Consider the following 20,351-nt stretch of genomic DNA (forward strand, 5'->3'; position numbering starts at 1 on the left):
CAGCCGCTGCGCAGTCACGCTTCGCTACCGCCTTCGGGCCTGACGCTCACGCCGCAGTGTCAGCCTGCCATGTTCGCGCCCCGCGACCAACCTGCTACCCGGCAGGCCGCCGCCGACCGCGACGCCGCCCTGCCCGCGCCAATCGGTGATCAGCTCGTCGACCGCGTGTAAATGCTTGCCGGTCAGCGCTTTCGCCCCGCCCGCGAGCAGCCAGGACCGGATCGCCCGGCGGCGCAACGCGGCGGGCGCAGTGGCGAGCGTCTCGATCGAGAGGGTCGCGCCATCACTCGCGGTGTGCAGCAGCTCACCCGCGAGCGCGTCGAGCACCGCCCCGTCCTCGCGCAACTGTCCGGCCGTCCGCGCGAGCGCGCCGGCCACCCCGCCTCCGAGCACTTCTTCCAGCAGCGGCAGCACCTCGGTGCGCAGCCGAACCCTGGTGAACTCGGGTGATGTGTTGTGCGGGTCCTCGTACGGCGGCACGTTCATGTCCGCGCACAACTGCCGGGTCACCGCCCGCCGCACGCCGAGCAGCGGCCTGCCCCACGGCGCTGCCCATTCGGCCATCCCGTGAATGGACCGTCCACCCGACCCACGCGCCAAGCCGAGTAATACGGTTTCCGCCTGATCATCGAGGGTGTGCCCGAGCAGCACCGGCAGCCCGGCCCGCGCTTCGTCCAACGCCGCGTATCGAGCTCGCCGCGCCGCCGCCTCCATCCCGCCGTCGCCGTCGACCTCGACCGGGAGCACCCGGGCCGAGCGGCATCCGAGCGCCAGCGCCGCCGCTATCGCGTCGTTCGCGACCGCTTCGGAGCCGGCCTGCAATCGATGATCGACAACTAGCGCGTCGACCGCTGCCAGCTCGACAACGGCCGCGGCCGTGAGCGCCAGCGAATCCGCCCCGCCGGACAGCGCGACCGCTGCTGCGGCATCGCCGCCCGGCGCGTACGCGACAGCCCAGTCCCGCACCGCGCGCCGCACCTCGAGCACGGCCGCCGTCTCCGGCAACCGACGCGGCTCAGCCACTGGTCCACGCGAACCCATATCCGGAGCGTACCGACCGCACCCACGCCCCTCCGCCGGGCAACCCAGCCGCAGAGCGCGGGAACGGCCCGCCGACGTGAGTCATACGGTCGTCAAAAGATCTTGAACAGCGACCTTTTGACTCGCCTCGATTTCTCGGGCTAGCCGAGGACCCGGGTGACCCAGAGTTCGGGGCGTTCGATTTCGTCGGTGCGGGGCAGGGTTTCGGCGTTGGTCCAGATGGTGTTGAAGCGGTCCATGCCTACTCGGCCTACGACGTCGTCGACGAAGGCCTTGCCCCGGACGTACTGTGCGACCTTCGCGTCCACCCCGAGCAGGGCGCGCATGATGCGCTGCAGCGGGTTGGTCGGGCGCTTGCGGCGCTGATCGAACGCGGAGCGGATCTGCTCGACCGACGGAACAACGGCGGGGCCGACTGCGTCCATCACGTGATCGGCGTGCCCTTCAAGCAGCGTGCCGAGCATCAGCAATCGGTCGAGCGCCTCGCGCTGCGGCGCGGCCTGGGTGGCCCGCAGCAGACCGACAACGCCGCGAGCGGCGGGGTCGTCGGGACGACCGCCGCGGCGGCGATCCCGCACCTCCTCGAGCAGCCTGGACAGCATCTCGTTGAGCGGTTCGTCGCCGACCTCGCCGAGCACCTCGACATTGGCCCGCATGTAATCGGCCAGCCAAGGCGCGGAGGAGAACTGCACCCGGTGCGTCACCTCGTGCAGGCAGACCCAGAGCCGGAAGTCGCTCGGCGAGACGCCGAGTGCGCGCTCCACCGCCATGATGTTGGGCGCGACCAGCAGCAGCGTGCCGTCCGGCCCGGTGAACGGGTCGTACTGACCGAGGATCGCGGTGGACAGGAAGGCGAGCATCGCGCCCGCCTGCACGCCTGCGGGTTTACCTTGCAGCAGCCCCCGCTCGCCGGTGTCGCCACCGGTGCCGGTCAGCTGACCCATCGAGTCGGCGGCCGCCTCGATCCAGCCCGGCCGGTCGACGATCCGGGCGGCGGGCACCGGCTGGTCGTCGAGCAGCATGCTCACTTCCCGGACCGGTCCCTCGGCGCGTTCGGAAGCGACAGCCAGTTCGGCGACGACCTGCTCGGCCGAGAATCGTGAGGTCCGCGGCCCGGACGGCACCAGGGCCGCGCCGGTCTTCGCGGCCAGCTTCCAGTCGACGGCACCGGAGAACCCCGATCGGCTCTTGGACTGCTCGACCACCCCGTTGCCTGCGGGCAGGACTGAACCCGTGCCGGTATCAGCCGGGTCGGAACTTTCTCCGTGCATTGTCAACCACCCGTCACGAACATCCACAGTTGCGTAGCGTGCCCGCGATCGCGTCCAAGGCGGGCCTGCTCACCTCCGGCGGTCGATCGTTCGACATCAACGCGAAGGTCAGCACCCGCCCATCGGCGTCGAGCACATACCCGACCAACGCGCTGGACACCGACAGAGTTCCGGTCTTGGCCCGGACGAACCCGGCGCCCTGCCGGTTGCGCTCGACATAGCGGCTGGTCAGCGAGCCGGTCGCGCCCGCGATCGGCAGGTCGTCGAGCAGCGGCGCCAAAGTGGATGCGAGCCGGTCGTTTTCGGGCCGTGCCTTGGTGCCTGCCGGCTGCACGGCGGTGGCGGCGTTCGGCTTGGCCGCGGTCGCGATCACCCGATCGAGCAGCTTGGCCGGAATGCGGTCGTCCACCGACAGTCCGCTGTTGTCCTGCATGTCCAAGCCGGTCAGGTCGAAGCCCGCCTTGCCGAGCGCGGTGCGCACCGCGTCGACCGCGCCCGCGAACGAGGCCTCGCCGCCGTTCGCGACGGAGATCTCGCGCCCGACCGCCTCGGCGAGAATGTTGTCGGAGTAGACCATCATGTCGCGCAACCGGTCCCGCAGCGGCGCCGACTGCACGCTCGCCACCTCGGCGGCGCCGGGCGACGCGGCGCCGATCCGCACCCGGGCCGGATCGAGACCGAGGTCGGTGGCCAGCCTGCGCCCGGCATCCAGCGCGGGCGTCGGGGTGCGCGGCGAGTACTCGACCAGCGGCTGCAGCCTGCCGCCGTCGATCATCACCGACTCCATCGGCGCGATCGAGCCGTCGTGGATGTCGACCGGATCCCAGCCCTTCGCCATGCTCGGCCCGGGGTAGGCCGAGGTGTCGACCACGATCGTGTCGACGGCCCGGCCCGAGTTCTTGATCTGGCTCACCAGATCGGACACCCGCGCGGCGTTCGGGTAGTAGCCCTTGCCCGCCGGCTCGGCGGTGAGCGTCGGATCGCCGCCGCCGACCAGCACCAGCTCGTTCGGCGCCGTACCCGCCACCACCTTGGTGATCAGCCGATGGTTGTCCGGCAGCGTGAGCAGCGCGGCGGCCGTGGTCAGGATCTTCGCGGTCGACGACGGGATCATCGGCCGGGTCGGGTCGCCGCTCCACAGCACCGTCGCGCTGTCGGCGTCGGTGACCTGGCCGGCGAACGCCCCGAGATCGGGGTTGCCGAGGACCGGGGCGAGCGCGGCGGCGATACCGGCCGGGCTCGGCGCGGGCGCGTTCGACGGCGCCGGGGCGACCTGTGGGTACGGGCGGACCGGTGCGGGCGGCGCGGCGATAGTGAGCCCGCCGTGCCGGAATTCGTCGGTCCACGGTTTGACCGTGAGCGCTACGCCACCACCCGCCGCCAGGACAACGGCGAGCGTGACGCCGAGTCCGATCCAGATATTGCGGCGCCGCCGGGCAGCCAAGCCACCGATGTTCTTACCAACCACAGCCCGCAGCTCTCCTCGACTGATTTCCGCAGCAGCCGCCTGCCGCACCCATGTCCCCGCCGACCACACTATCCTCGTTGCGCAACCGTTCCCCCGAACAACCTGGCGAGTCGGCAGTCGTGACTGCTCATGCTCATAGATGCACCGAAGGAGATGGCGTGGAGTTCGACGTCACCATCGAGATCCCCAAGGGCTCTCGGAACAAGTACGAGGTCGATCACGAGTCCGGACGGGTCCGGCTCGACCGGCACCTCTACACCTCCATGGTCTACCCCGCCGACTACGGCTACATCGAGAACACCCTCGGCGAGGACGGTGACCCGCTCGACGCGCTGGTCCTGCTGCCCGAGTCGGTGTTCCCCGGCTGCCTCATCGAGGTGCGCCCGGTCGCGATGTACAAGATGGTCGACGAGGCAGGCGGCGACGACAAGGTGCTGTGTGTGCCTGCCGGCGATCCGCGCTGGGAGCACATCCAGGACCTGAAGGATGTGCCCGAGTTCGAGCTGGCCGCGATCAAGCACTTCTTCGAGCGCTACAAGGATCTCGAGCCCGGCAAGTTCGTCAAGGGCTCGGAGTGGGTCGGCCGCACCGAGGCCGAGGCCGAGGTGACCGCCTCGATCCAGCGGCTGAAGGACAACGGCGGCCACTGAGCCGGTCGTGCGAGCGGGAAGTCCGGGCGGGCTTCCCGCTTATGCCGAGTCGGCGGCTGCGCGGCGCTGATTGCGTTCGGCGATCACCTGATCCAGGTGCTCGCCGAGCAGCGCGAGGATCGGCGCCTCCACTTCCCCGTCGAGCCGTTCGTGGGTGAAGTGCGCGTCCGCCATCAGCGCGAAAGCCTCTGCCGCCGAACGGTATACACAGTAGGCCTGGTGGGTTCGGCCGACCGCCTGCAGGATCAGCCCGTGCAGCACGAGCACCCGCGCCCGCGACAGCGGACCGATCGCGCGGTTGAGCATCCGGACGGCCGCGTCGGCGATCGGTTCGGCCTGGGTGAGTTGCCCGGCCAGCATGTACACGTGCGCCAGCCGGGCCAGCGCCCAGCCCTCGCGCAGTTCCACCCCGCTCAGCCGGGCCAGCCGGACAGACTCGCGGCACAGCTCGATCGCGTGCCGATGGTCGCCCTGATAGCCGCGGCTCGCGCCGAGCTCGTGCGTCGCCATCGCTTCCAGCCCGGCATTCCCGATCTTGGCCGCCAAGGTCTTCGCCTCGGTCGCCCGCTCCTGGGATTCGGGGTATCTCCCCGCGTCCGACAGGGTTTTGGCCATGTGCACCAGGCTGGCGCATTCGACCGCGGGATCCTCGACCCGCCTTGCCATCCGGATCGACCGTTCGGCGTGCGCGATCGAGGCCGCCGTCTCCGACCCCATCCTGGTGGACGAGGCGAGCAGCTGGCCTGCGAACGCGGTCAGCCGCACGTCACTCGCCGAGACCGGCGGGAGGGACAGCGCGATGCGCACGTGATCCCGCCCCTGGCGCAGCGTGCCGAGCGAGTAACTGTAGATCGTGCCCAGGGTCACCCTGATCCGGCATTCGACCCGGCGGTCGCCGGCCCGCAGGCCCGCGTCGAGCAGCTTGTCCAGCGCCCGCGACAGCTCCTGGCAGTGCGGCCCGCCGTCGATCAATTCCGCGGTGGCCCAGGCGATATCGGCGGCCAGCGGGAGCGCGGGACCACCGACGCCCGCGACCTGTTCGTACAGCGAAATCAGGTTCGGTCGCTCGACGTCCAACCAGTATTGCGCGGCGATGCTGTCGGTGAACGACAGCCCGGCGGATGCGGTGGGCGCCAAGTGTTCCGGTAGTCGCGACCCCGGATTGCACACCGCCATCAGGTTTTTCATGGTGGCCAGGTAGAAGTCGAGCAGGCGGATCAGCACAGCGGACACCGGCTCGGCGACGTCGGGGGCGAGGTGCAGTTCACGCGCGAACAGCCGGAGCAGATCGTGATAGGTGTAGCGCCCGGAAACGCTGGTCTCCATCAAGTTCAGGTCGACGAGCGACTCACAGAGCTCCTCGACCAGCATCCGATCCGAGCCGAGCATCGCGGCCGCGCCGTCGAGGGAGATCTCCGCGACCTCCGGCACGGCCAGCATCCGAAAGGCCCTGGCCTGAGCACAATCGAGCTGGTCGTAGCTGAGCCGCAACGCCGCCTCGACCGCGAGGTCGCCGCTGCGCAGGGTGCCGAGCCGCTGCTTCTCGTCGTCCAGCCGTTCGGCCAGGCTGCTGATGCTCCAGTTCGGCCTGGCCGCCAGCCGCGCGCCGACGATCCGGACGGCGAGCGGTAGCCCGCCGCACGCGGCGAGCACGCTGTCCACCGCGGCGGGCTCGGCGGTGACGCGCCGCGAGCCCGCGATCCCGGCGAGCAGCGTGCGCGCCTCCACCCGGGACAGCACGTCGAGGCGGACCCCGAGAACGCCTACCACGCAGGGCAATTCGGGCATGGACGAGCGGCTGGTGATCAGCACCGCCGAGCCCGGCGTGCCGGGGATCAGCGGGGCGACCTGCTCGCTGTCGTGCGCGTTGTCCAGCACGACGAGCACTCGCTTGCCGTCGAGAACGCTACGGAACTGGGCCGAACGTTCGGCCAGCGTCGGCGCGATCTCGCCCTCCGGAATGCCCAGAGCGCGCAGGAAGTCACCGAGCGTGTCGGCGGCCGGGGTGCCGGATCGGTGGCCGGGGCCGCGATCACGGGCCTGGGCGAACCCGTGCATATCGACATGCAGCTGGCCGTCCGGAAAACGGTCCCGGACGCGGTGCCCGACGTGCACCGCAAGCGCGCTCTTACCGATACCGCCCATACCGCCGATCACGCACACCGGCACCGCGAAACCGTCTGCGCGGGTAAGCCATTCACTGACCTGACGGGCCGTATCGGTGCGGCCGGTGAAGTCGACGACGTCGGCGGGCAACTGCGCGACCCGCCCCATCGTGCGACGCGGCGGTCGTACAATGACCGTCGCGCTGTCGGTATCCCGTTGTGGCGCAATCAGGTCCGCCCGCAGAATGCGCTGATGCAATTCGGCGAGTTGCTGTCCTGGCTCGATGCCGAGCCGTTCGATGAGCACCTTGCGGGTGTCGGCATAAACCGCGAGCGCCTCGGCCTGCCTGCCCGTGTGGTACAGCGCGGTCATCAACAGGCCGCGCAGCTGCTCGCGCATCGGGTGTTCGCCGCACAGCGGCGTCAGCTCGGCGATCACCTCCGGATAGCGGCCAAGGCGCAGGTCGAGGTCGATTCGCTGTTCCAGCAGCGCGACCCGCCGCTCGATCAGCTGGGTGCGCTGCCGATCCGCGTAGGGGCCGGGCAGCCCGGACAGCGGCGTGCCCGACCAGAACCGCAGCGCGGCATCGAGCCGATCGCGGACCAGCTCGACCGCCTGCGCGGACTCCGTGCCGATCCGGTCCGGCTGCACCTCGACCAGCATCTCCTCGACCATCTCCACATCGACCGCGCCGGGCGGCAGCCGCAGCGCGTAGCCGCCGCCGAACCCGACGAGCACCGTGGCGGGCGCGCCGGACGCGCGGTCGGGCTCGAGCGCCCGGCGTAGATGCAGGATGTGGTTGCGCAGCGCGCCGATCGCGCTTGGCGTCGGATGCTCACCCCAGACACCGTCGATGAGTTCCGGCACGGTCGCCGAACGTCCGCTGCGCAGCAACAGCGCTGCCAGCAAGGCTCGGCGCTGTTTGGAGCCGAGATCGAGCTCCAGCTCATCGCGCCACGCACGCACCTCGCCGAGTACAGCGAACTTCAGCATTCGGTCCTCTCTCTGACCGTCGATCGTTCAACACCGAACGTAAACAATCGTCCGACGTTTCCGGCAGCCGTGCCCGGGCGAAGTCACCGATGAGCCAACGCTGATCAGACGTCATCGTGCAGACATCCAACCAATGGTTTCGTGAGCTTTCCGTGACGGCTTACTGATCCGGCGCTGGTATGGGCCGCGAAAAGGGACATCCGACTCGGCCGGATGTCCCTTTCGAGAGCTGAGATCCGTAGTGGATGTACAGATCCCGGTCACCGTATGTTTGCACGCACTCGCCGCGGTCGCCACCGGTGCTCGACGGACAGCCGTCGGAGGGGCGTGCGTAGCCGAATTCGGGCGCATGGTGGTGCTAGCCCCACCATCCGACACCCGCAGGCAATACCCAGCATTCGGGTGCGCGCGGCATGGGCCGGACGGCCGCCGATTCCTAGGCTCGAAAGCGTCGGGGATGCACCCATGCCTTCCGGCTCGAACAGGAGGAAAGCACTGCTCATGAACCCATTTCGGCGCAACTCCGGAAAAGCGGCCCTCGCGGCCGCGCTGGTCGGCGCGGTACTCGCCGCGTCCGCGTGCGGCGGCGAGACCGCACCGTCCGCGCCGAAGGATTCGGCCGCGACCGCACCGCCCGCCGTCGCCACCGCGATGGACAACGTGGTGCGCAACGGCACTCCCGGCGTCCAGGTGGTGATCGACGGCCCCGGCGGCCATCGCACCCTCACCGCAGGAGCCGGCGACCTGAACACCCATGCGCCGTTCCCGGCCGACGGTCGCGTCCGGATCGGCAGCAACACAAAGACATTCGTCGCCACCGTGATCATGCAGTTGGTCGCCGAGGGCAAGGTGGAGCTGGACGCGCCGATCGAGCGCTACCTGCCCGGCCTGGTACATGGCTCCGGCAATGACGGCAACCGGATCTCGGTACGCCAGCTGTTGCAGCACACCAGCGGCCTCCCGGACTACCTCGGCCACGGCTCCGAAGACGGCATCGTGACCGACCACACCGAACAGCTGAACCCGGACGACGAGGCCCTGCGCTGGCAGCACTTCGAGATGGCCGACCTGGTCCGCCGGGCGATGACCGCGCCGCCGAACTTCGAACCCGGCGCGAAATCGGTCTACACCAACACAAATTACCTGATCGCAGGCCTGTTGATCGAGCGAGTGACCGGGCAGCCTGCCGCCGAGGAGATCGGCCGCCGGATCATCGAGCCGCTCGGCCTGCGCGACACCTACGTCCCCGCCTCGGGCGAGACGACCATCCGGGGCGCGCACCCCCAGGGTTATCACGTAGTGCACGGCAAGTCGGTCGATTTCACCGACCTCGACCCGTCCTGGGGCGGCACCGCGGGCGATATGGTCGCCACACCGACCGACCTCAACCGGTTCTTCACCGCGTTGCTGGCCGGAAAGCTGGTGGCCCCAGCGCAATTGGCCGAGATGCAGCGCACCGTGCCGTTCGACCGGATCCCCGGCGCCGGTTACGGTCTCGCGCTCATCCATCGCACCACCCCGTGCGGCAAAGAGGTGTGGGGCCACGGCGGCAGCATCCCCGGCTTCGAGACCCGCAACGGCGTGACCGCGGACGGCACCGCGGTGACCGTCACGGTGAACCAGCTGCCGACCAGCGAGGAGACCGCCGAGGCGGTCACCGCCGTGCTGGATGCCGCCCTGTGCTCCGCCTGACGCCTGCCCGACTCGCCGATATCGGTTGCGGCCGAATACCTTCGAAGGATCAACAATGAAACGTACGAGAGCGCTTACGGCCGTCCTTGCCTCGGTCACCGGCTTGGTGGCCTGCGCGGGTCTGGTCGGCTGCGCGGGCCAGGACGTCACCGCGAAGGCGGAACCGCCTGCGCTGGAACGCTTCTACCAGCAGCAGCTGGACTGGAAAGCCTGCGACAACCCGAAGCTCGATCCCGTCGGCGGCCAGTGTGCCGTGGTGACGGTCCCGCTGAATTACGCTGACCCACAGGGGGCCACCACAACCGTGGCGATATCCCGGCTCGCGTCGCCGGAACCCGCGAAGCGCCGCGGCGCCATGCTGTCCAATCCGGGCGGCCCCGGCGGCTCCGGTCTCGACTTCATGATCGACGTCGGCGCGGCCATGACCCCCGACGTCCGGGCACAGTACGACCTCATCGGCATGGATCCACGCGGAGTCGGGCGTTCCGCGGCGGTCAACTGCCACTGGCCGCGCGGCTTCGGCCTGGAATCGGCCGGGGTCGATGCCGCGAGCTTCGCCGAATCCGTTGCGACACAAGCTGACTTCGCGGCACGGTGCGCCACGACGGAAGCGGCCAGGCTGCCGTTCATCAGCACCCGCAACACCGCACGCGACATGGATGTGATCCGCGGCGCGCTCGGTGTCGACAAGGTCAGTTATTTCGGCACCTCGTACGGCACGTACCTGGGCGCGGTGTTCACCCAGATGTTCCCGGAGCGCAGTGACCGAATCGTGCTCGACAGCGCCGCCGATCCGGACGCCTATGGCCCGGTCGGCATGATGCAGGCCATGGGCCCGGCCAACGAGGCGGCGCTCGACCTGTGGGCGGACTGGGCCGCCGCGCGCGACAACGAGTATCACTTCGGCAGCAGCCGCGCGGCGGTGCGTGCCACCGTGACCGACCTGATCCAGCGGTCGGCGAAGCAACCGATTCGGTTGGGCGGGTTCGAGATCGACGATCACACCGTGCCGACATTGCTCTTCGTCGGGCTCGACGACCAGCGCGCCTACGAAATGGTCGCCGGTCAGCTGCGCCAGCTCGTCGACGCGGCCGACGGCAAGGCCGTGCAGCCCGACGACCAGCTGAGGGGCAATCTCGAGCACATCTTCGACACCAAGGACGGGGACGGTTCACCGCAGATGGCGGTCATGTGCGGCGACGTCGCCGCACCACGCGACCCCGCGTTCTATCTACGCAACATCGAGGCGGCCCGCGCGAGCCAACCGGTGTTCGGCGCGTTCGCCAACAACATCACGTCGTGCGCGTTCTGGGCACCGCCCGCGGAAGCGCCTACGGCGGTGCACAATTCGGTGCCGAGCCTGATCCTGAACGCCACCGGCGACACCCGCACCGCGTACCAGGGTGCGGTCGCACTGCACCAGAAGATGACCGGCTCCGCCTTCGTCACCCTGCAGGATGTGTCGATCCACTACATCTTCGGCCGCTTTCCGAACACCTGCGTGTATTCGGCGGTGAACGCGTACCTGCGCGACGGCACGCTGCCAACCTCGGATACCACCTGCCGAGCGGATTAGTCCCCGCCCTCAGCTGAAGCGCGTCTGCCTGAATCCCGCACGGGTTCAGGCATTCACGCGTTCAGATACGCCAGCACGGCAAGCACCCGGCGATGACCGACGTCCTCGGTGGACAGACCGAGCTTAGCGAAAATACTCCGAATGTGTTTATGCACAGCACCTTCGGTGACAACCAGCCGTTCGGCGATGGTCCCGTTGTTGTGTCCCTCCGCCATCAGCGCGAGCACCTCGCGCTCGCGAACGGTCAACGCCGCCAACGGATCATCGGACTTGCGCCGCACCAGCAGCTGCGAGATCACCTCGGGGTCCATCGCGGTGCCACCCGCGGCGACCCGGCGCAGCGAATCGAGGAAGCGATCCACCTTGCCGACCCGTTCCTTGAGCAGATAGCCCACCCCGCCCGCGCCGTCGCCGAGCAGTTCGGCGGCGTAACTGTCCTCCACCCAGGATGACAACACCAGCACCGGCAGGCCGGGATGCAGCTTCCTGGCGCTGACGGCCGCGCGCAGCCCGTCGTCGGTGAACGTCGGCGGCAACCGGATGTCCACCACCACCGCGTCCGGCCGGTCCGCGGCCACCGCGGCCAGGAAATCGTCCGCGTTGTCCACGGCGGCGACCACCTCGATGCCCGCGGTGCTCAGCAACAGCACGAGACCCTCCCGCAGGAGGGCGTCGTCCTCGGCGATCATGACCCGCACGGCAACTCCACCCGCAACACAGTAGGGCCACCGGGCGGGCTGGTCAGCATCATGCTGCCGTCGAGCGCTTCGGCCCGGCGCCGGATGCCGGCCAGGCCGCCGCCGTAGGTCTCGACGGCACCGCCGACGCCGTCGTCGCTGATCTCGATCCGCAGCAACTCGGGCGAGCCGCCGATGATCAGCGAAAGACCTTCGGCACCAGAATGTTTGGTGGCGTTGGTGAGCGCCTCGGTGATGACGAAATAGGCCGCCGCCTCGACCGCCGCGGGCCGCCTGCCCACCTCGGTCGAGTCGAGTACACACGGGATCGGGCTGCGCGCGGCGATCGCCGAGATGGCGCTCACCAGCCCGCGGTCGGCGAGCACCGGCGGATAGACGTTGCGGACCACGTCACGCAGTTCGGCGAGGGCGGCCGTCGCGGTGTCCTGCGCCTTGCGCACCAGGCCTTGCGCTGCCTCGGGATCCTGGTCGCGCAGTTGATCGGCCAGGCCGAGCTGCATGATCACCGCCGCGATCCTGGCCTGCGCGCCGTCGTGCAGGTCGCGCTCGATCCGGCGCAGTTCGGCGCCGTGCGCATCCAGCGCGGCGGCCCTGGTCGCGGTCAGCGCGGCGACCCGGTCGGCGAGGAGTATGCCCTCGGCTGGACCGAGCAGGGCGCGGGCCAGCTGCGCCTGCCCGCGCGCCACGAGCGGAATCTGTAGCGATAGGAACCCGACGGGGAACGCGATGAGAAAGCCCAGCGCCGCCCGCGGCCACGAGTCGACCTCGAAGCCGTAACTGGTCAGCTCCCCCGGCGGAACATGCTGCCACAGCGCCGGGGTCGCCAGCTGAACAAGCGTGCTGAGGGGCAACGCGACGGCGAAAAGCCCGACATAGATTCCGGTCAGCGTGTGCACGACCAGCCAGGCGAAGTCGCGGCGATTCGCCGGATCGGTGAACACCGTGGTCACGCGCTGCCACAGCCCACCGGTGAAAGGTTGATAAGCCTCGACGATCGGTCCGCCGAGATGCCGTGCCGCCCTGCGCCGTTCGAACGACAGCAACGGCCGGACCAGCCGGACCGCCTCGGGCAGCGCCGGTATCCCAACGCCGATGAAGCAGAACGCGCCGACGAGCAGCAGGCCGATCACCGCGAACATCGCGAGCACCGACGTCGCGGCGCCGACCACCAGATACCCGATCGCACCTGGCAGGCGCCGTAATCGGTCGCGCGCCGCGCGCAGGGCCACCATCACCCTGGTCATGCTGTCAGAGCGGTCGGCGGCCGCAGCCGCCCGGTCGCCACCGCACCCGAGTCCCTCATCGACCCGGGCGCGGTGGGACCGGATTCGGTCACGCCGAACCGGAACCTTCCGACGACCCGGCCCCGGAGCCGTCGCGGTAGCGGTCGCCGTTCGGCGGGCTCACCGCCTCGCCGCCGCCGAGCAGCAGCCCGGCCTGATCCACCACCCGCGACTCGGCGTCCATCGCCGAGTTCGACTCGCTGGCCGCCGCGTCCTTGGCGGCCTGGATGCCGCTGACCATGCGCAGCGGCACCTCGCGCCAGAACAGCACCAGGATCAGCGCGAGCAACGCGATACCGGTCGCCGACAGGAACACCGTCGACATGGATTCCGCGAAGCCGACCTTGAACGGGCGGGCCAGCTCCGGGCTCAGCTGCTGGATGACCGAGCTGTCCTTCAGCACCGCACCCGCGGCCGAAGTGTCCTGCGCGAGCAGGCCTTTCGACAACGCGACATCGGCCGGGTTACTGCTCTGTGCGCCCTCGACCACCGCGTGCTGGAACTGCGGATCGGCTGCCGCACTGCGCATCTCGTCGGAGATGTTCGGCGTGAGCTGAGCGAACAGGATGGAAAGGAACACCGCGACACCGAGCGTGCCACCGATCTGCCGGAAGAAGGTCGCGGCCGCGGTGGACACGCCCATGTCCTTGGGCGGCAACGCGTTCTGCAGCGCCAGGGTGAGCGGCTGCATCAGATTGCCGAGGCCGAAACCGGTGCACGCCATGAAGATCATCGCGAGCCACAGCGGGGTGTCTGCGGTGAGGAAGTGCAGCAGGAACAGCCCGAGCGTCAGCATGGTCGCGCCGATGATGGTGAAGCTGCGGTAGCGGCCGGTCCGCGAGATCAGCTGGCCGGACACCACCGAACCGGTCATCAGGCCGAGCACCATGGGCAGCATCTGCAGGCCCGCCAGCGTCGGACTCGCACCGCGCACTACCTGCAGGTACTGCGGCAGCAGCGAAATACCGCCGAACATGCCGGCACCGACCACGAACGAAATCACCACGCCGAGCGCGAAGGTCTTGTTCTTGAAGATCCGCAGCGGGATCAGCGCCGCATCGCGCAGCGCCTTCTCGACGAACACGAAGCCGATGATGCCGGCCACACCGATCACATAGCAGGCAATGGACCGCCCACTCGCCCAACCCCATTCGCGACCCTGCTCGGCCACGATGAGCAGCGGGACCAGACCGAGCGCGAGGACGAACACGCCCCACCAGTCCACCCGGTCGGTGGAATGCGGCCGCTTCGGCAGCTTCAGCACCCGGTACACCACCGCGAGTGCGATCAGGCCGATCGGCACGTTCACCAGGAACACCCAGCGCCAGCCGCTCACGCCGAGGATCGTGTCCTGCCCGGCGAGCACGCCGCCGAGCACCGGGCCGATCACGCTGGAGGTACCGAACACGGCCAGGAAGTAACCCTGGTACTTGGCGCGTTCCCGCGGCCCGACGATGTCGCCGAGGATGGTCAGCGCCAGCGACATCAGCCCGCCCGCGCCGATGCCCTGCACGGCGCGGAACGCGGCCAGCTCGTACATCGACTGCGAGATGGTGCACAGCAGCGAGCCGACGATGAAGATCGCGATCGCCAGCATGAAGAACTGCTTGCGGCCGAACATGTCGGACAACTTGCCGTACAGCGGCGTCGCCAACGTCGCGGTGATCAGGTAGGCGGTGGTCGCCCACGCCTGCAACGAGTAGCCGTCCAGGTCGTCGGCGATGGTGCGGATCGCGGTGGACACGATCGTCTGGTCCAGCGCCGCGAGCAGCATCCCGAGCATCAATCCGCTCAGGATCACCAAGATCTGGCGATGAGTGAACGCGGGCGGCGCCTCCACCTTCTCGACTGTTGTCACGACTGCGCCTCGCTGACGCTCGGCTCCGTCGCGCCAACGGCGGCTGTGTCTTCGGTTCGCTCGCTCACGTCTCTTTCTCCGTCCCAATAAAGGTCTGATCCCAAGTGCGGCGCATCGCTGCGATCATCTCGGGTCTGGTGCGCTCGAAGTCGTCGACGAACTGCCGGAGCAGTTCGGCGAACTCGGCCCGGGATTGCGGCGCCCATTCGGCCATCACCCGGGACAGGTTCTCGTTGCGCCGCCTACGGACCTCTTCGGCGACCGTCCGGCCACGTTCAGTAACGACGAGCACGGTGGCCCGCCCGTCCGCCGGGTCGGCCTGCCGCTCGACCAACTGCTTGCCGACCAGCTGTGCCACCTGACGGCTCACCGTCGACGCGTCCGAGTGCAACGCGCCGGCCAGCGCGCCCGACCGCATCGGACCGTCACAGCACAGCCGAAGCAGCGTGCCGTACGCGGCGGGATCGAGACCGTCCTTGGTCCATGTGCCGATCTGTGCCGCGGTGCGGTCGCGAATTCGCTGCAATCGGGAGAGCTGCATCGCGATCGTGTCGACCGTTTGCTCGTCCAAACCCAAACCTTTGCTTGCATCAATCAATTAGTTGCGCGATGCAAGTATGCGGACGAGCCTCCTACTGGGGCAAGTGATTTACCGAGCTTTACTTGCCCTTGAACTCCGGTGCCCGCTTCTCGAACACCGCTTTGATCGCCTCGGTGAGGTCTTCCGACGGCAGGAACGCGGAGTTCCACGCGGACACGTAGCGCAGCCCGGCGGCCACCTGGTCCTTGTTCCGCTGATCCAGCACGTCCTTCACACCCTGCACCACCAGCGGTGGGTTGGTGGCGATCTCGCGTGCCGTGGCGTTTGCCGCGTCCAGCGCCGCTTCCTGATCCGCGAAGACGTCGTTGACCAGGCCGATCTTCTCCGCCCGCCGCGCGTCGATGTCCTTGCCGGTGTAGGCGAGCTCGCGCAGGTGGCCCTCGCCGATGATGCCGGGCAACCGGTGCAGCGACCCGATGTCGGCGACGATCGCGACCTTCGCCTCGCGCAGGCTGAACTTCGCGTCCGCGCTGGCGTAGCGGATGTCGACCGCGGCGATCAGGTCGAGCCCGCCGCCGATGCACCAGCCGGAGATCGCGGCGATCACCGGCTTGCGACAATCCGCCACCGCGGTCACCGCCGCCTGCAGCTTGCGCAGCTCAACCAGGAACTCGGTGCGCGGCGCGGCGAACGCCTTGTCGGCCATCAGCGGGCCGAACATGCCGCTCATCGCGGGCAGATCCAGGCCATAGGAAAAGTGCTTGCCCGACCCGGTGAGCACGATCGCGCGCACCTCGGGATCGGCGTCGAGCCCATGGAAGATCTCCGGCAACTCCCGCCAGAAATCGGGGCCCATCGCGTTGCCCTTGCCGGGACCCGTCAGCGTCACCTGCGCGACGTGGTCCTTCGTTTCTACGGTGAAAGCCTGCCAATCAGTCATTTGTACAGCGTATCGAGCAGGTGGCGGGCGGACCCTCCCCATCCCGGAATGGGTCAGCACAGACGATGCCCCTCCGCTCTCACTCGACCACCACAGCGCGAGTTTCGCGAGCGCCGTTCGTGGCCCGTCGGCCGCGAAAACGCCGCGGCCACGCGGCCGACAGCAATGTAAACCCTGCGCAAAATCGGTGCGGCGCATTAGGTCCCACCTCGTCCTGAAGCGGATCATGGGGACGGTCAGCAAACCTCAATCTTCGAGTCGGAGGCCATCATGCTGATGCATCGAGGAATCGGTCTCGCACGATTCAACGAAATCTCCCGTGCCCGTGCGATACACGCGCTCTTCTCTTGCTGCGGCAATGTCACCTGGGCCGCCAAGCTGGCGGACGCCAGGCCGTATCCGGATCGGGACGCGCTGCTGGCAGAGGCCGATGTCGGGTTGCTCGCGTTGTCCAAGGGTGATCTCGATCGGGCACTCGAAGCAGTTGCGCACGAACAGGTCTCGGACGACAGCAGGACCGAGCTGGCGCGGATCACCCGGGCGCGCATCGCGCTGCTGCTCGGGCCGAGCGAGGGCTATCCGGAATACTGACGCATTCGTCGAGTAGCCCGGCGCACCATCCGCAATCGCTCTACTCTGGTGGCATGCGCAGGTCGACATTGCCACCGATCGCCTGCCGAGTCGCGGACACCCTCATCGCCCGAGGCCATCACGGTGTCATCGTGACCCAGCCGGCACCAACCCCCACCGTCGAAGATGCCGCGCGAACGCTCGGCGTCGAGGTGGGCGCCATCACCTCCGCGCTGGTCTTCCTGCTGGACGAGGATCCTGTGCTGCTCCTGGTCTCCGGCGCGCACGAGGTAGACCTCGAATCCACCGGAAAGCGCCTCGACGGCACCCTCACCCCGGCCCCCGCCGAAATGGTCCGCGAGGTCACCGGCCAGCCGATCGGCGGCATCGCCCCCGTCGGCCACCCCACCAACCTCCCCACCTGGGTAGACACCGCCCTATCGAACCATCGCGAGGTATGGGCCGCAGGCGGCCACCCGAACACAGTGTTCCGCACCTCTTTCCACGAACTGGTCCGAATAACCGCAGGCCTCCCCCTGGACGTCGACTAACCCAGCACATCACCCCAGCCAGTCTTTTTCTTTAACCCACCGCCACCACTGATCTCGCAAGCACATGGGTAACTCACCGGGCACGGGCTAATCCACCCCCATCGATACCGCCAGTCGCCAACGTCACTCTCACGCCACCCAAGTCTGGCCTAAATACCCGGAGAGGCGGGGGAGCCGGGACAGCGTAGGTTTGGGTGGGTGACCGAAGCAGAACGGCCCGCCACGGATTTCCAGGTCCCTGATGATCTGAGCGGGATCACCGCCGAGCAATTCCGCGCCTCGATGCGCCACTATCCGGCGGGCGTCACCGTTGTCACGCTGAACTCTCCGAACGGCCCGATCGGCTTCACCGCGACGTCTTTCGCGTCGCTGTCGCTGGCGCCTCCGCTGGTGTCTTTCAACATCGCGCACACCTCTTCCAGCCTGACCGCCCTGCTCGATGCCGAGTCCGTCGTCATTCATTTTCTCGGCGAACACCAGCACGACCTGGCTCAGCGCTTCGCCCGCACCGCCGCGGACCGTTTCACCGACCGTTCGCTGTGGACCACCCTCGACACCGGCGAACCGGTCCTGCACGGCACGCCCATCTGGCTGCGCGCCACCATCCACCAGCTGATCCCCCTCGGCGACCACACCCTCGTCGTCGGCCTGGTGACCCGAGTCCACGACAACACCAACGAAACCCCCGCCGCCGCTCCCCTGCTCTACTACAACGGCCGGTACCACCGCCCGACAAGGCTCGGCGACTGAGCCGAGGCCGGGCGACCGCTGTTGCCGGACTAGCCGATCAGGCAGGGAGCCGCGCCGGTCGGGGCTTCGGAAGTGAACGGGCGGGTTTCGGGGGTGGGGTTCCAAAGACCCTGTGTGGCGGCGTAGTTCCAGGCCGGGCCGGTGCGCACGAGGGTGCCGACGGCTTCGATGAGCCGGTCTACGTCGGCGAGGGTGGTGCCTAGGCCGATGCTGGCGCGGAGCGCACCGTCGAGGTCGAGGCGGGCGAGCAGCGGGTGCGCGCAGAAGCGGCCGTCGCGGACGCCGATGCCGTGTTCGGCGGAGAGGTAGGCGGCGACGTGGCCGGGGACGAAGCCGTCCAGGGTGAAGGCGACGATGCCGACGGTGTCGGGTGCGTCGTTCCAGATACGCAGCAGGTTGACGCCGGGGATGGCGGCGAGGCCGTCGCGCAGCCGGTCGGCCAGGCGGTGTTCGTGCGCGGCGAGGGTGTCGGCGTCGATTCGACTGAGCGCGTCGCAGGCGGCGGCGAGTGCGGCGGCGCCGAGCACGTTGGGTGAACCACCCTCGTGCCGTTGCGGCGCGGGCGCCCATTCGGCGCCGGCGGTGGTGACCTCACGGACCGCGCCGCCACCGGCCAGGTAGGGCTGCGCGGTGTCGAGCCAGTCGCGGCGGCCGACCAGCACGCCCGCGCCGAACGGCGCGTACAGCTTGTGCCCGGAAAACGCGAGGTAGTCGATGCCGGTGTCGCGCAGGCTGATTCGCCGGTGCGGCGCGAGCTGGGCGGCGTCGACGAGGATGCGGGCGCCGCACTGGTGGGCGATGGTGGCCAGGCGCTCCAGCGGCAGCACCTCGCCGGTGACGTTGGACGCGCCGGTGACCGCGAGCAGCGCGGCGGGCTTGCTACACAGCTCGGCGACCAACCGCCCGACGGTCTCCTCGACGGTGGCCGCGGCCTGCACGACGCGGCGGCCGTGCCTGGTCCACGGCAGGAAGTTGGCGTGATGCTCGATGTCGAGCACCACGGTGTCGCCGGGCACGCAGGACGCGAGCAGATTCAGCGAGTCGGTGGTGTTGCGGGTGAACACCACCACCTGGTCGTCGGTCGCGTCGAGGAAGCGCCTCACCGAACCACGGGCCGCCTCGTAGCACTCGGTGGAGATCCGCGAGGCGTAGCCCGCGCCGCGGTGCACGCTTGCGTAGAACGGCAGCAGCTGCTGCACCCGGTCGGTGACCTGGGCCAATGCCGGTGCGCTCGCGGCGTAGTCGAAGTTGGCGTAGGTGGTCGTCCCGCCCTGGACGAGGGGCACCTGGAGGTCGTCACCGGATACCCTGGCGAGGGGGGCAGAGCTTACCCACCCCGCCGGCTCCGCCGTCTGCCGTCCCCTAGCGTTCTGGCTCACCACAGCAGTCATCACGAAAATCCCGTCGGCTCTGGGACCCGCAATCAGACGATTCGTCGAGTCCGCGCTTGCCGCACCCGGTCGGGTGTCAGCCCGGTCGTCACCCGGAGCACCCCACCGCGGAGGAGGGTTGCCGACCAGCAAGCCGGGGCTGAACGCTGGTACTCATGACCTGTTCCGAGATTGGCAGATGCCCCCCGGCGCTGTCAACCACGGCCACGGCGCGTGTGTCGGCAGGCAATAAAGCGTTGCCAATTCGGCCGTGCTGGGTTCACATCGTGAGGTGTCACTTTCGCTACTGATCAGCTTCGTCGGCCTGTGCGTCCTGCTGGCGCTCACGCCGGGGCCGGATTCGTTCCTGGTGCTGCGGTTCTCGCTGGTCGACGCGCGACCGGGCGTCGCGGCCGCGATCGGGTCGTCGCTGGGCGGGCTGCTGTGGGCGGTGGTGGTCGCCGCTGGTGTCGCCACGCTGCTCGAGCAGTCGGCGACGGCGTACCGCGCGCTGAAGCTGATCGGTGGAATCTACTTGGTGTACTTGGGTATTCGCGCGCTGCTCGAGCAACGACGGCAGCGCATCGCCGGCCGGGAATCCGACGGCGCCGACGGCCTCGCGCGGGCGGGCGGCGGCTCCCGCGCATCGGTTCGCTCGGCGTTCACCGCAGGCGTCGTCTCGTGCCTGTTCAACCCGAAAGTCGGGCTGTTCTATCTCGCCGTACTGCCCCAGTTCCTGACCGAGGTCACCTTCGCCAACACCCTCGCGCTCGGTGCCGTCGAATCGTCGATTGCGGCGGTCGCGATGGTGCTCTTGGCGCTGGCCGCCTCTCGTGCGGTCGCGCTGCTGCGCCGTCCGCGGATCCGGGACCGGCTCGAACTGGCCGGCGCCGCCATCCTCGCCGCGCTCGGCGTCGGCACCGCCGCCTCCGCGGCGTGACCCGAAACGCACTGAGCTGCAAGATCACCAGGCCGATGAGGGGAATCACACCG

At 68.9% G+C, this 20,351-nt stretch carries 17 protein-coding genes and 1 riboswitch; of the genes, 7 read left to right on the top strand and 10 right to left on the bottom strand.

Features of this window, described 5'->3' with window-relative positions:
- Positions 1–24 precede the first annotated feature (24 nt).
- The 3 genes from tilS to ACIA8C_RS16090 all read right to left on the bottom strand — a co-directional run bounded on the left by tilS (position 25) and on the right by ACIA8C_RS16090 (position 3,765).
- A complete protein-coding gene (gene tilS, locus ACIA8C_RS16080) occupies positions 25–1,041 on the bottom strand; it encodes a tRNA lysidine(34) synthetase TilS (protein ID WP_397135180.1) in 1,017 nt (338 codons plus the stop codon).
- Positions 1,042–1,181: 140 nt separating this feature from the next.
- On the bottom strand, positions 1,182–2,312 hold the full coding sequence (locus ACIA8C_RS16085; RefSeq protein WP_397135182.1) for a zinc-dependent metalloprotease: 1,131 nt from the start codon (positions 2,310–2,312) through the stop codon (positions 1,182–1,184).
- A gap of 13 nt (positions 2,313–2,325) precedes the next feature.
- Positions 2,326–3,765, bottom strand: a complete 1,440-nt coding sequence (locus tag ACIA8C_RS16090; RefSeq protein ID WP_397135687.1) for a D-alanyl-D-alanine carboxypeptidase/D-alanyl-D-alanine-endopeptidase — start codon at positions 3,763–3,765, stop codon at positions 2,326–2,328.
- Positions 3,766–3,938: 173 nt separating this feature from the next.
- Here ACIA8C_RS16090 and ACIA8C_RS16095 point away from each other — a divergent pair, with 173 nt between their 5' ends.
- A complete protein-coding gene (locus ACIA8C_RS16095; protein WP_396991588.1) occupies positions 3,939–4,430 on the top strand; it encodes an inorganic diphosphatase in 492 nt (163 codons plus the stop codon).
- Between the two features lie 39 nt (positions 4,431–4,469).
- On the opposite strand, the gene ACIA8C_RS16100 is transcribed toward ACIA8C_RS16095, so the two are convergent.
- Complete coding sequence (locus ACIA8C_RS16100) at positions 4,470–7,529, bottom strand: AfsR/SARP family transcriptional regulator (protein WP_397135184.1); 3,060 nt, start codon at positions 7,527–7,529, stop codon at positions 4,470–4,472.
- Positions 7,530–8,030: 501 nt separating this feature from the next.
- Here ACIA8C_RS16100 and ACIA8C_RS16105 point away from each other — a divergent pair.
- Both ACIA8C_RS16105 and ACIA8C_RS16110 read left to right on the top strand, forming a co-directional pair.
- Positions 8,031–9,221 carry a serine hydrolase domain-containing protein gene (locus ACIA8C_RS16105; protein WP_397135186.1) on the top strand — a complete coding sequence of 397 codons (1,191 nt, stop codon included), beginning with the start codon at positions 8,031–8,033 and terminating at the stop codon, positions 9,219–9,221.
- A 55-nt stretch (positions 9,222–9,276) separates the two neighbouring features.
- Positions 9,277–10,797: an alpha/beta fold hydrolase gene (locus ACIA8C_RS16110; protein ID WP_397135188.1), complete on the top strand. Its 1,521-nt coding sequence runs from the start codon at positions 9,277–9,279 to the stop codon at positions 10,795–10,797.
- A 53-nt stretch (positions 10,798–10,850) separates the two neighbouring features.
- Here the strand turns inward: ACIA8C_RS16110 and ACIA8C_RS16115 are convergent, their stop codons facing one another.
- The 5 genes from ACIA8C_RS16115 to ACIA8C_RS16135 all read right to left on the bottom strand — a co-directional run bounded on the left by ACIA8C_RS16115 (position 10,851) and on the right by ACIA8C_RS16135 (position 16,117).
- The gene (locus tag ACIA8C_RS16115) at positions 10,851–11,495 is read right to left on the bottom strand and encodes a response regulator (RefSeq protein ID WP_396991592.1); all 645 of its coding nucleotides are present in this window, start codon (positions 11,493–11,495) and stop codon (positions 10,851–10,853) included.
- Entirely contained in the window at positions 11,483–12,739 is a 1,257-nt protein-coding gene (locus ACIA8C_RS16120) for a sensor histidine kinase (protein ID WP_397135190.1), read from the bottom strand. Before ACIA8C_RS16120 ends, ACIA8C_RS16115 begins: the two co-directional genes overlap by 13 nt.
- A gap of 88 nt (positions 12,740–12,827) precedes the next feature.
- Positions 12,828–14,636 carry an MDR family MFS transporter gene (locus ACIA8C_RS16125; protein WP_397135192.1) on the bottom strand — a complete coding sequence of 603 codons (1,809 nt, stop codon included), beginning with the start codon at positions 14,634–14,636 and terminating at the stop codon, positions 12,828–12,830.
- 64 nt (positions 14,637–14,700) lie between these two features.
- Positions 14,701–15,207, bottom strand: a complete 507-nt coding sequence (locus tag ACIA8C_RS16130) for a MarR family winged helix-turn-helix transcriptional regulator (RefSeq protein ID WP_397135194.1) — start codon at positions 15,205–15,207, stop codon at positions 14,701–14,703.
- A gap of 88 nt (positions 15,208–15,295) precedes the next feature.
- Positions 15,296–16,117, bottom strand: a complete 822-nt coding sequence (locus ACIA8C_RS16135; RefSeq protein WP_397135196.1) for a crotonase/enoyl-CoA hydratase family protein — start codon at positions 16,115–16,117, stop codon at positions 15,296–15,298.
- A 270-nt stretch (positions 16,118–16,387) separates the two neighbouring features.
- Here ACIA8C_RS16135 and ACIA8C_RS16140 point away from each other — a divergent pair, with 270 nt between their 5' ends.
- The 3 genes from ACIA8C_RS16140 to ACIA8C_RS16150 all read left to right on the top strand — a co-directional run bounded on the left by ACIA8C_RS16140 (position 16,388) and on the right by ACIA8C_RS16150 (position 17,988).
- On the top strand, positions 16,388–16,708 hold the full coding sequence (locus ACIA8C_RS16140) for a 2-oxo-4-hydroxy-4-carboxy-5-ureidoimidazoline decarboxylase (protein WP_397135198.1): 321 nt from the start codon (positions 16,388–16,390) through the stop codon (positions 16,706–16,708).
- 53 nt (positions 16,709–16,761) lie between these two features.
- The gene (locus ACIA8C_RS16145; protein WP_397135200.1) at positions 16,762–17,238 is read left to right on the top strand and encodes a YbaK/EbsC family protein; all 477 of its coding nucleotides are present in this window, start codon (positions 16,762–16,764) and stop codon (positions 17,236–17,238) included.
- Between the two features lie 198 nt (positions 17,239–17,436).
- Positions 17,437–17,988 (top strand): flavin reductase family protein, encoded by a 552-nt coding sequence (locus ACIA8C_RS16150; RefSeq protein WP_397135202.1) that lies wholly within the window; start codon positions 17,437–17,439, stop codon positions 17,986–17,988.
- A 29-nt stretch (positions 17,989–18,017) separates the two neighbouring features.
- On the opposite strand, the gene ACIA8C_RS16155 is transcribed toward ACIA8C_RS16150, so the two are convergent.
- Positions 18,018–19,379: an aminotransferase class V-fold PLP-dependent enzyme gene (locus tag ACIA8C_RS16155; RefSeq protein ID WP_397135204.1), complete on the bottom strand. Its 1,362-nt coding sequence runs from the start codon at positions 19,377–19,379 to the stop codon at positions 18,018–18,020.
- A 47-nt stretch (positions 19,380–19,426) separates the two neighbouring features.
- A riboswitch (SAM riboswitch) is annotated at positions 19,427–19,540 on the bottom strand.
- Positions 19,541–19,650: 110 nt separating this feature from the next.
- On the opposite strand from ACIA8C_RS16155, the gene ACIA8C_RS16160 reads away from it, so the two are divergent.
- Positions 19,651–20,298 carry a LysE family translocator gene (locus ACIA8C_RS16160; RefSeq protein ID WP_397135206.1) on the top strand — a complete coding sequence of 216 codons (648 nt, stop codon included), beginning with the start codon at positions 19,651–19,653 and terminating at the stop codon, positions 20,296–20,298.
- The last annotated feature ends 53 nt before the right edge of the window (positions 20,299–20,351 follow it).

The sequence above is a fragment of the Nocardia sp. NPDC051321 genome (assembly GCF_044455225.1).
In the GTDB taxonomy this organism is placed as follows: Bacteria; Actinomycetota; Actinomycetes; order Mycobacteriales; family Mycobacteriaceae; genus Nocardia.

Bases quoted from the DNA above. Each gene is read 5' to 3' on its own strand.
- ACIA8C_RS16155 (WP_397135204.1), bottom strand. From the start codon at position 19,379: ATGACTGCTGTGGTGAGCCAGAACGCTAGGGGACGGCAGACGGCGGAG.
- ACIA8C_RS16085 (WP_397135182.1), bottom strand. From the start codon at position 2,312: ATGCACGGAGAAAGTTCCGACCCGGCTGATACCGGCACGGGTTCAGTC.
- tilS (WP_397135180.1), bottom strand. From the start codon at position 1,041: ATGGGTTCGCGTGGACCAGTGGCTGAGCCGCGTCGGTTGCCGGAGACG.
- ACIA8C_RS16145 (WP_397135200.1), top strand. From the start codon at position 16,762: ATGCGCAGGTCGACATTGCCACCGATCGCCTGCCGAGTCGCGGACACC.
- ACIA8C_RS16140 (WP_397135198.1), top strand. From the start codon at position 16,388: ATGCTGATGCATCGAGGAATCGGTCTCGCACGATTCAACGAAATCTCC.
- ACIA8C_RS16105 (WP_397135186.1), top strand. From the start codon at position 8,031: ATGAACCCATTTCGGCGCAACTCCGGAAAAGCGGCCCTCGCGGCCGCG.
- ACIA8C_RS16135 (WP_397135196.1), bottom strand. From the start codon at position 16,117: ATGACTGATTGGCAGGCTTTCACCGTAGAAACGAAGGACCACGTCGCG.
- ACIA8C_RS16100 (WP_397135184.1), bottom strand. From the start codon at position 7,529: ATGCTGAAGTTCGCTGTACTCGGCGAGGTGCGTGCGTGGCGCGATGAG.
- ACIA8C_RS16110 (WP_397135188.1), top strand. From the start codon at position 9,277: ATGAAACGTACGAGAGCGCTTACGGCCGTCCTTGCCTCGGTCACCGGC.
- ACIA8C_RS16120 (WP_397135190.1), bottom strand. From the start codon at position 12,739: ATGACCAGGGTGATGGTGGCCCTGCGCGCGGCGCGCGACCGATTACGG.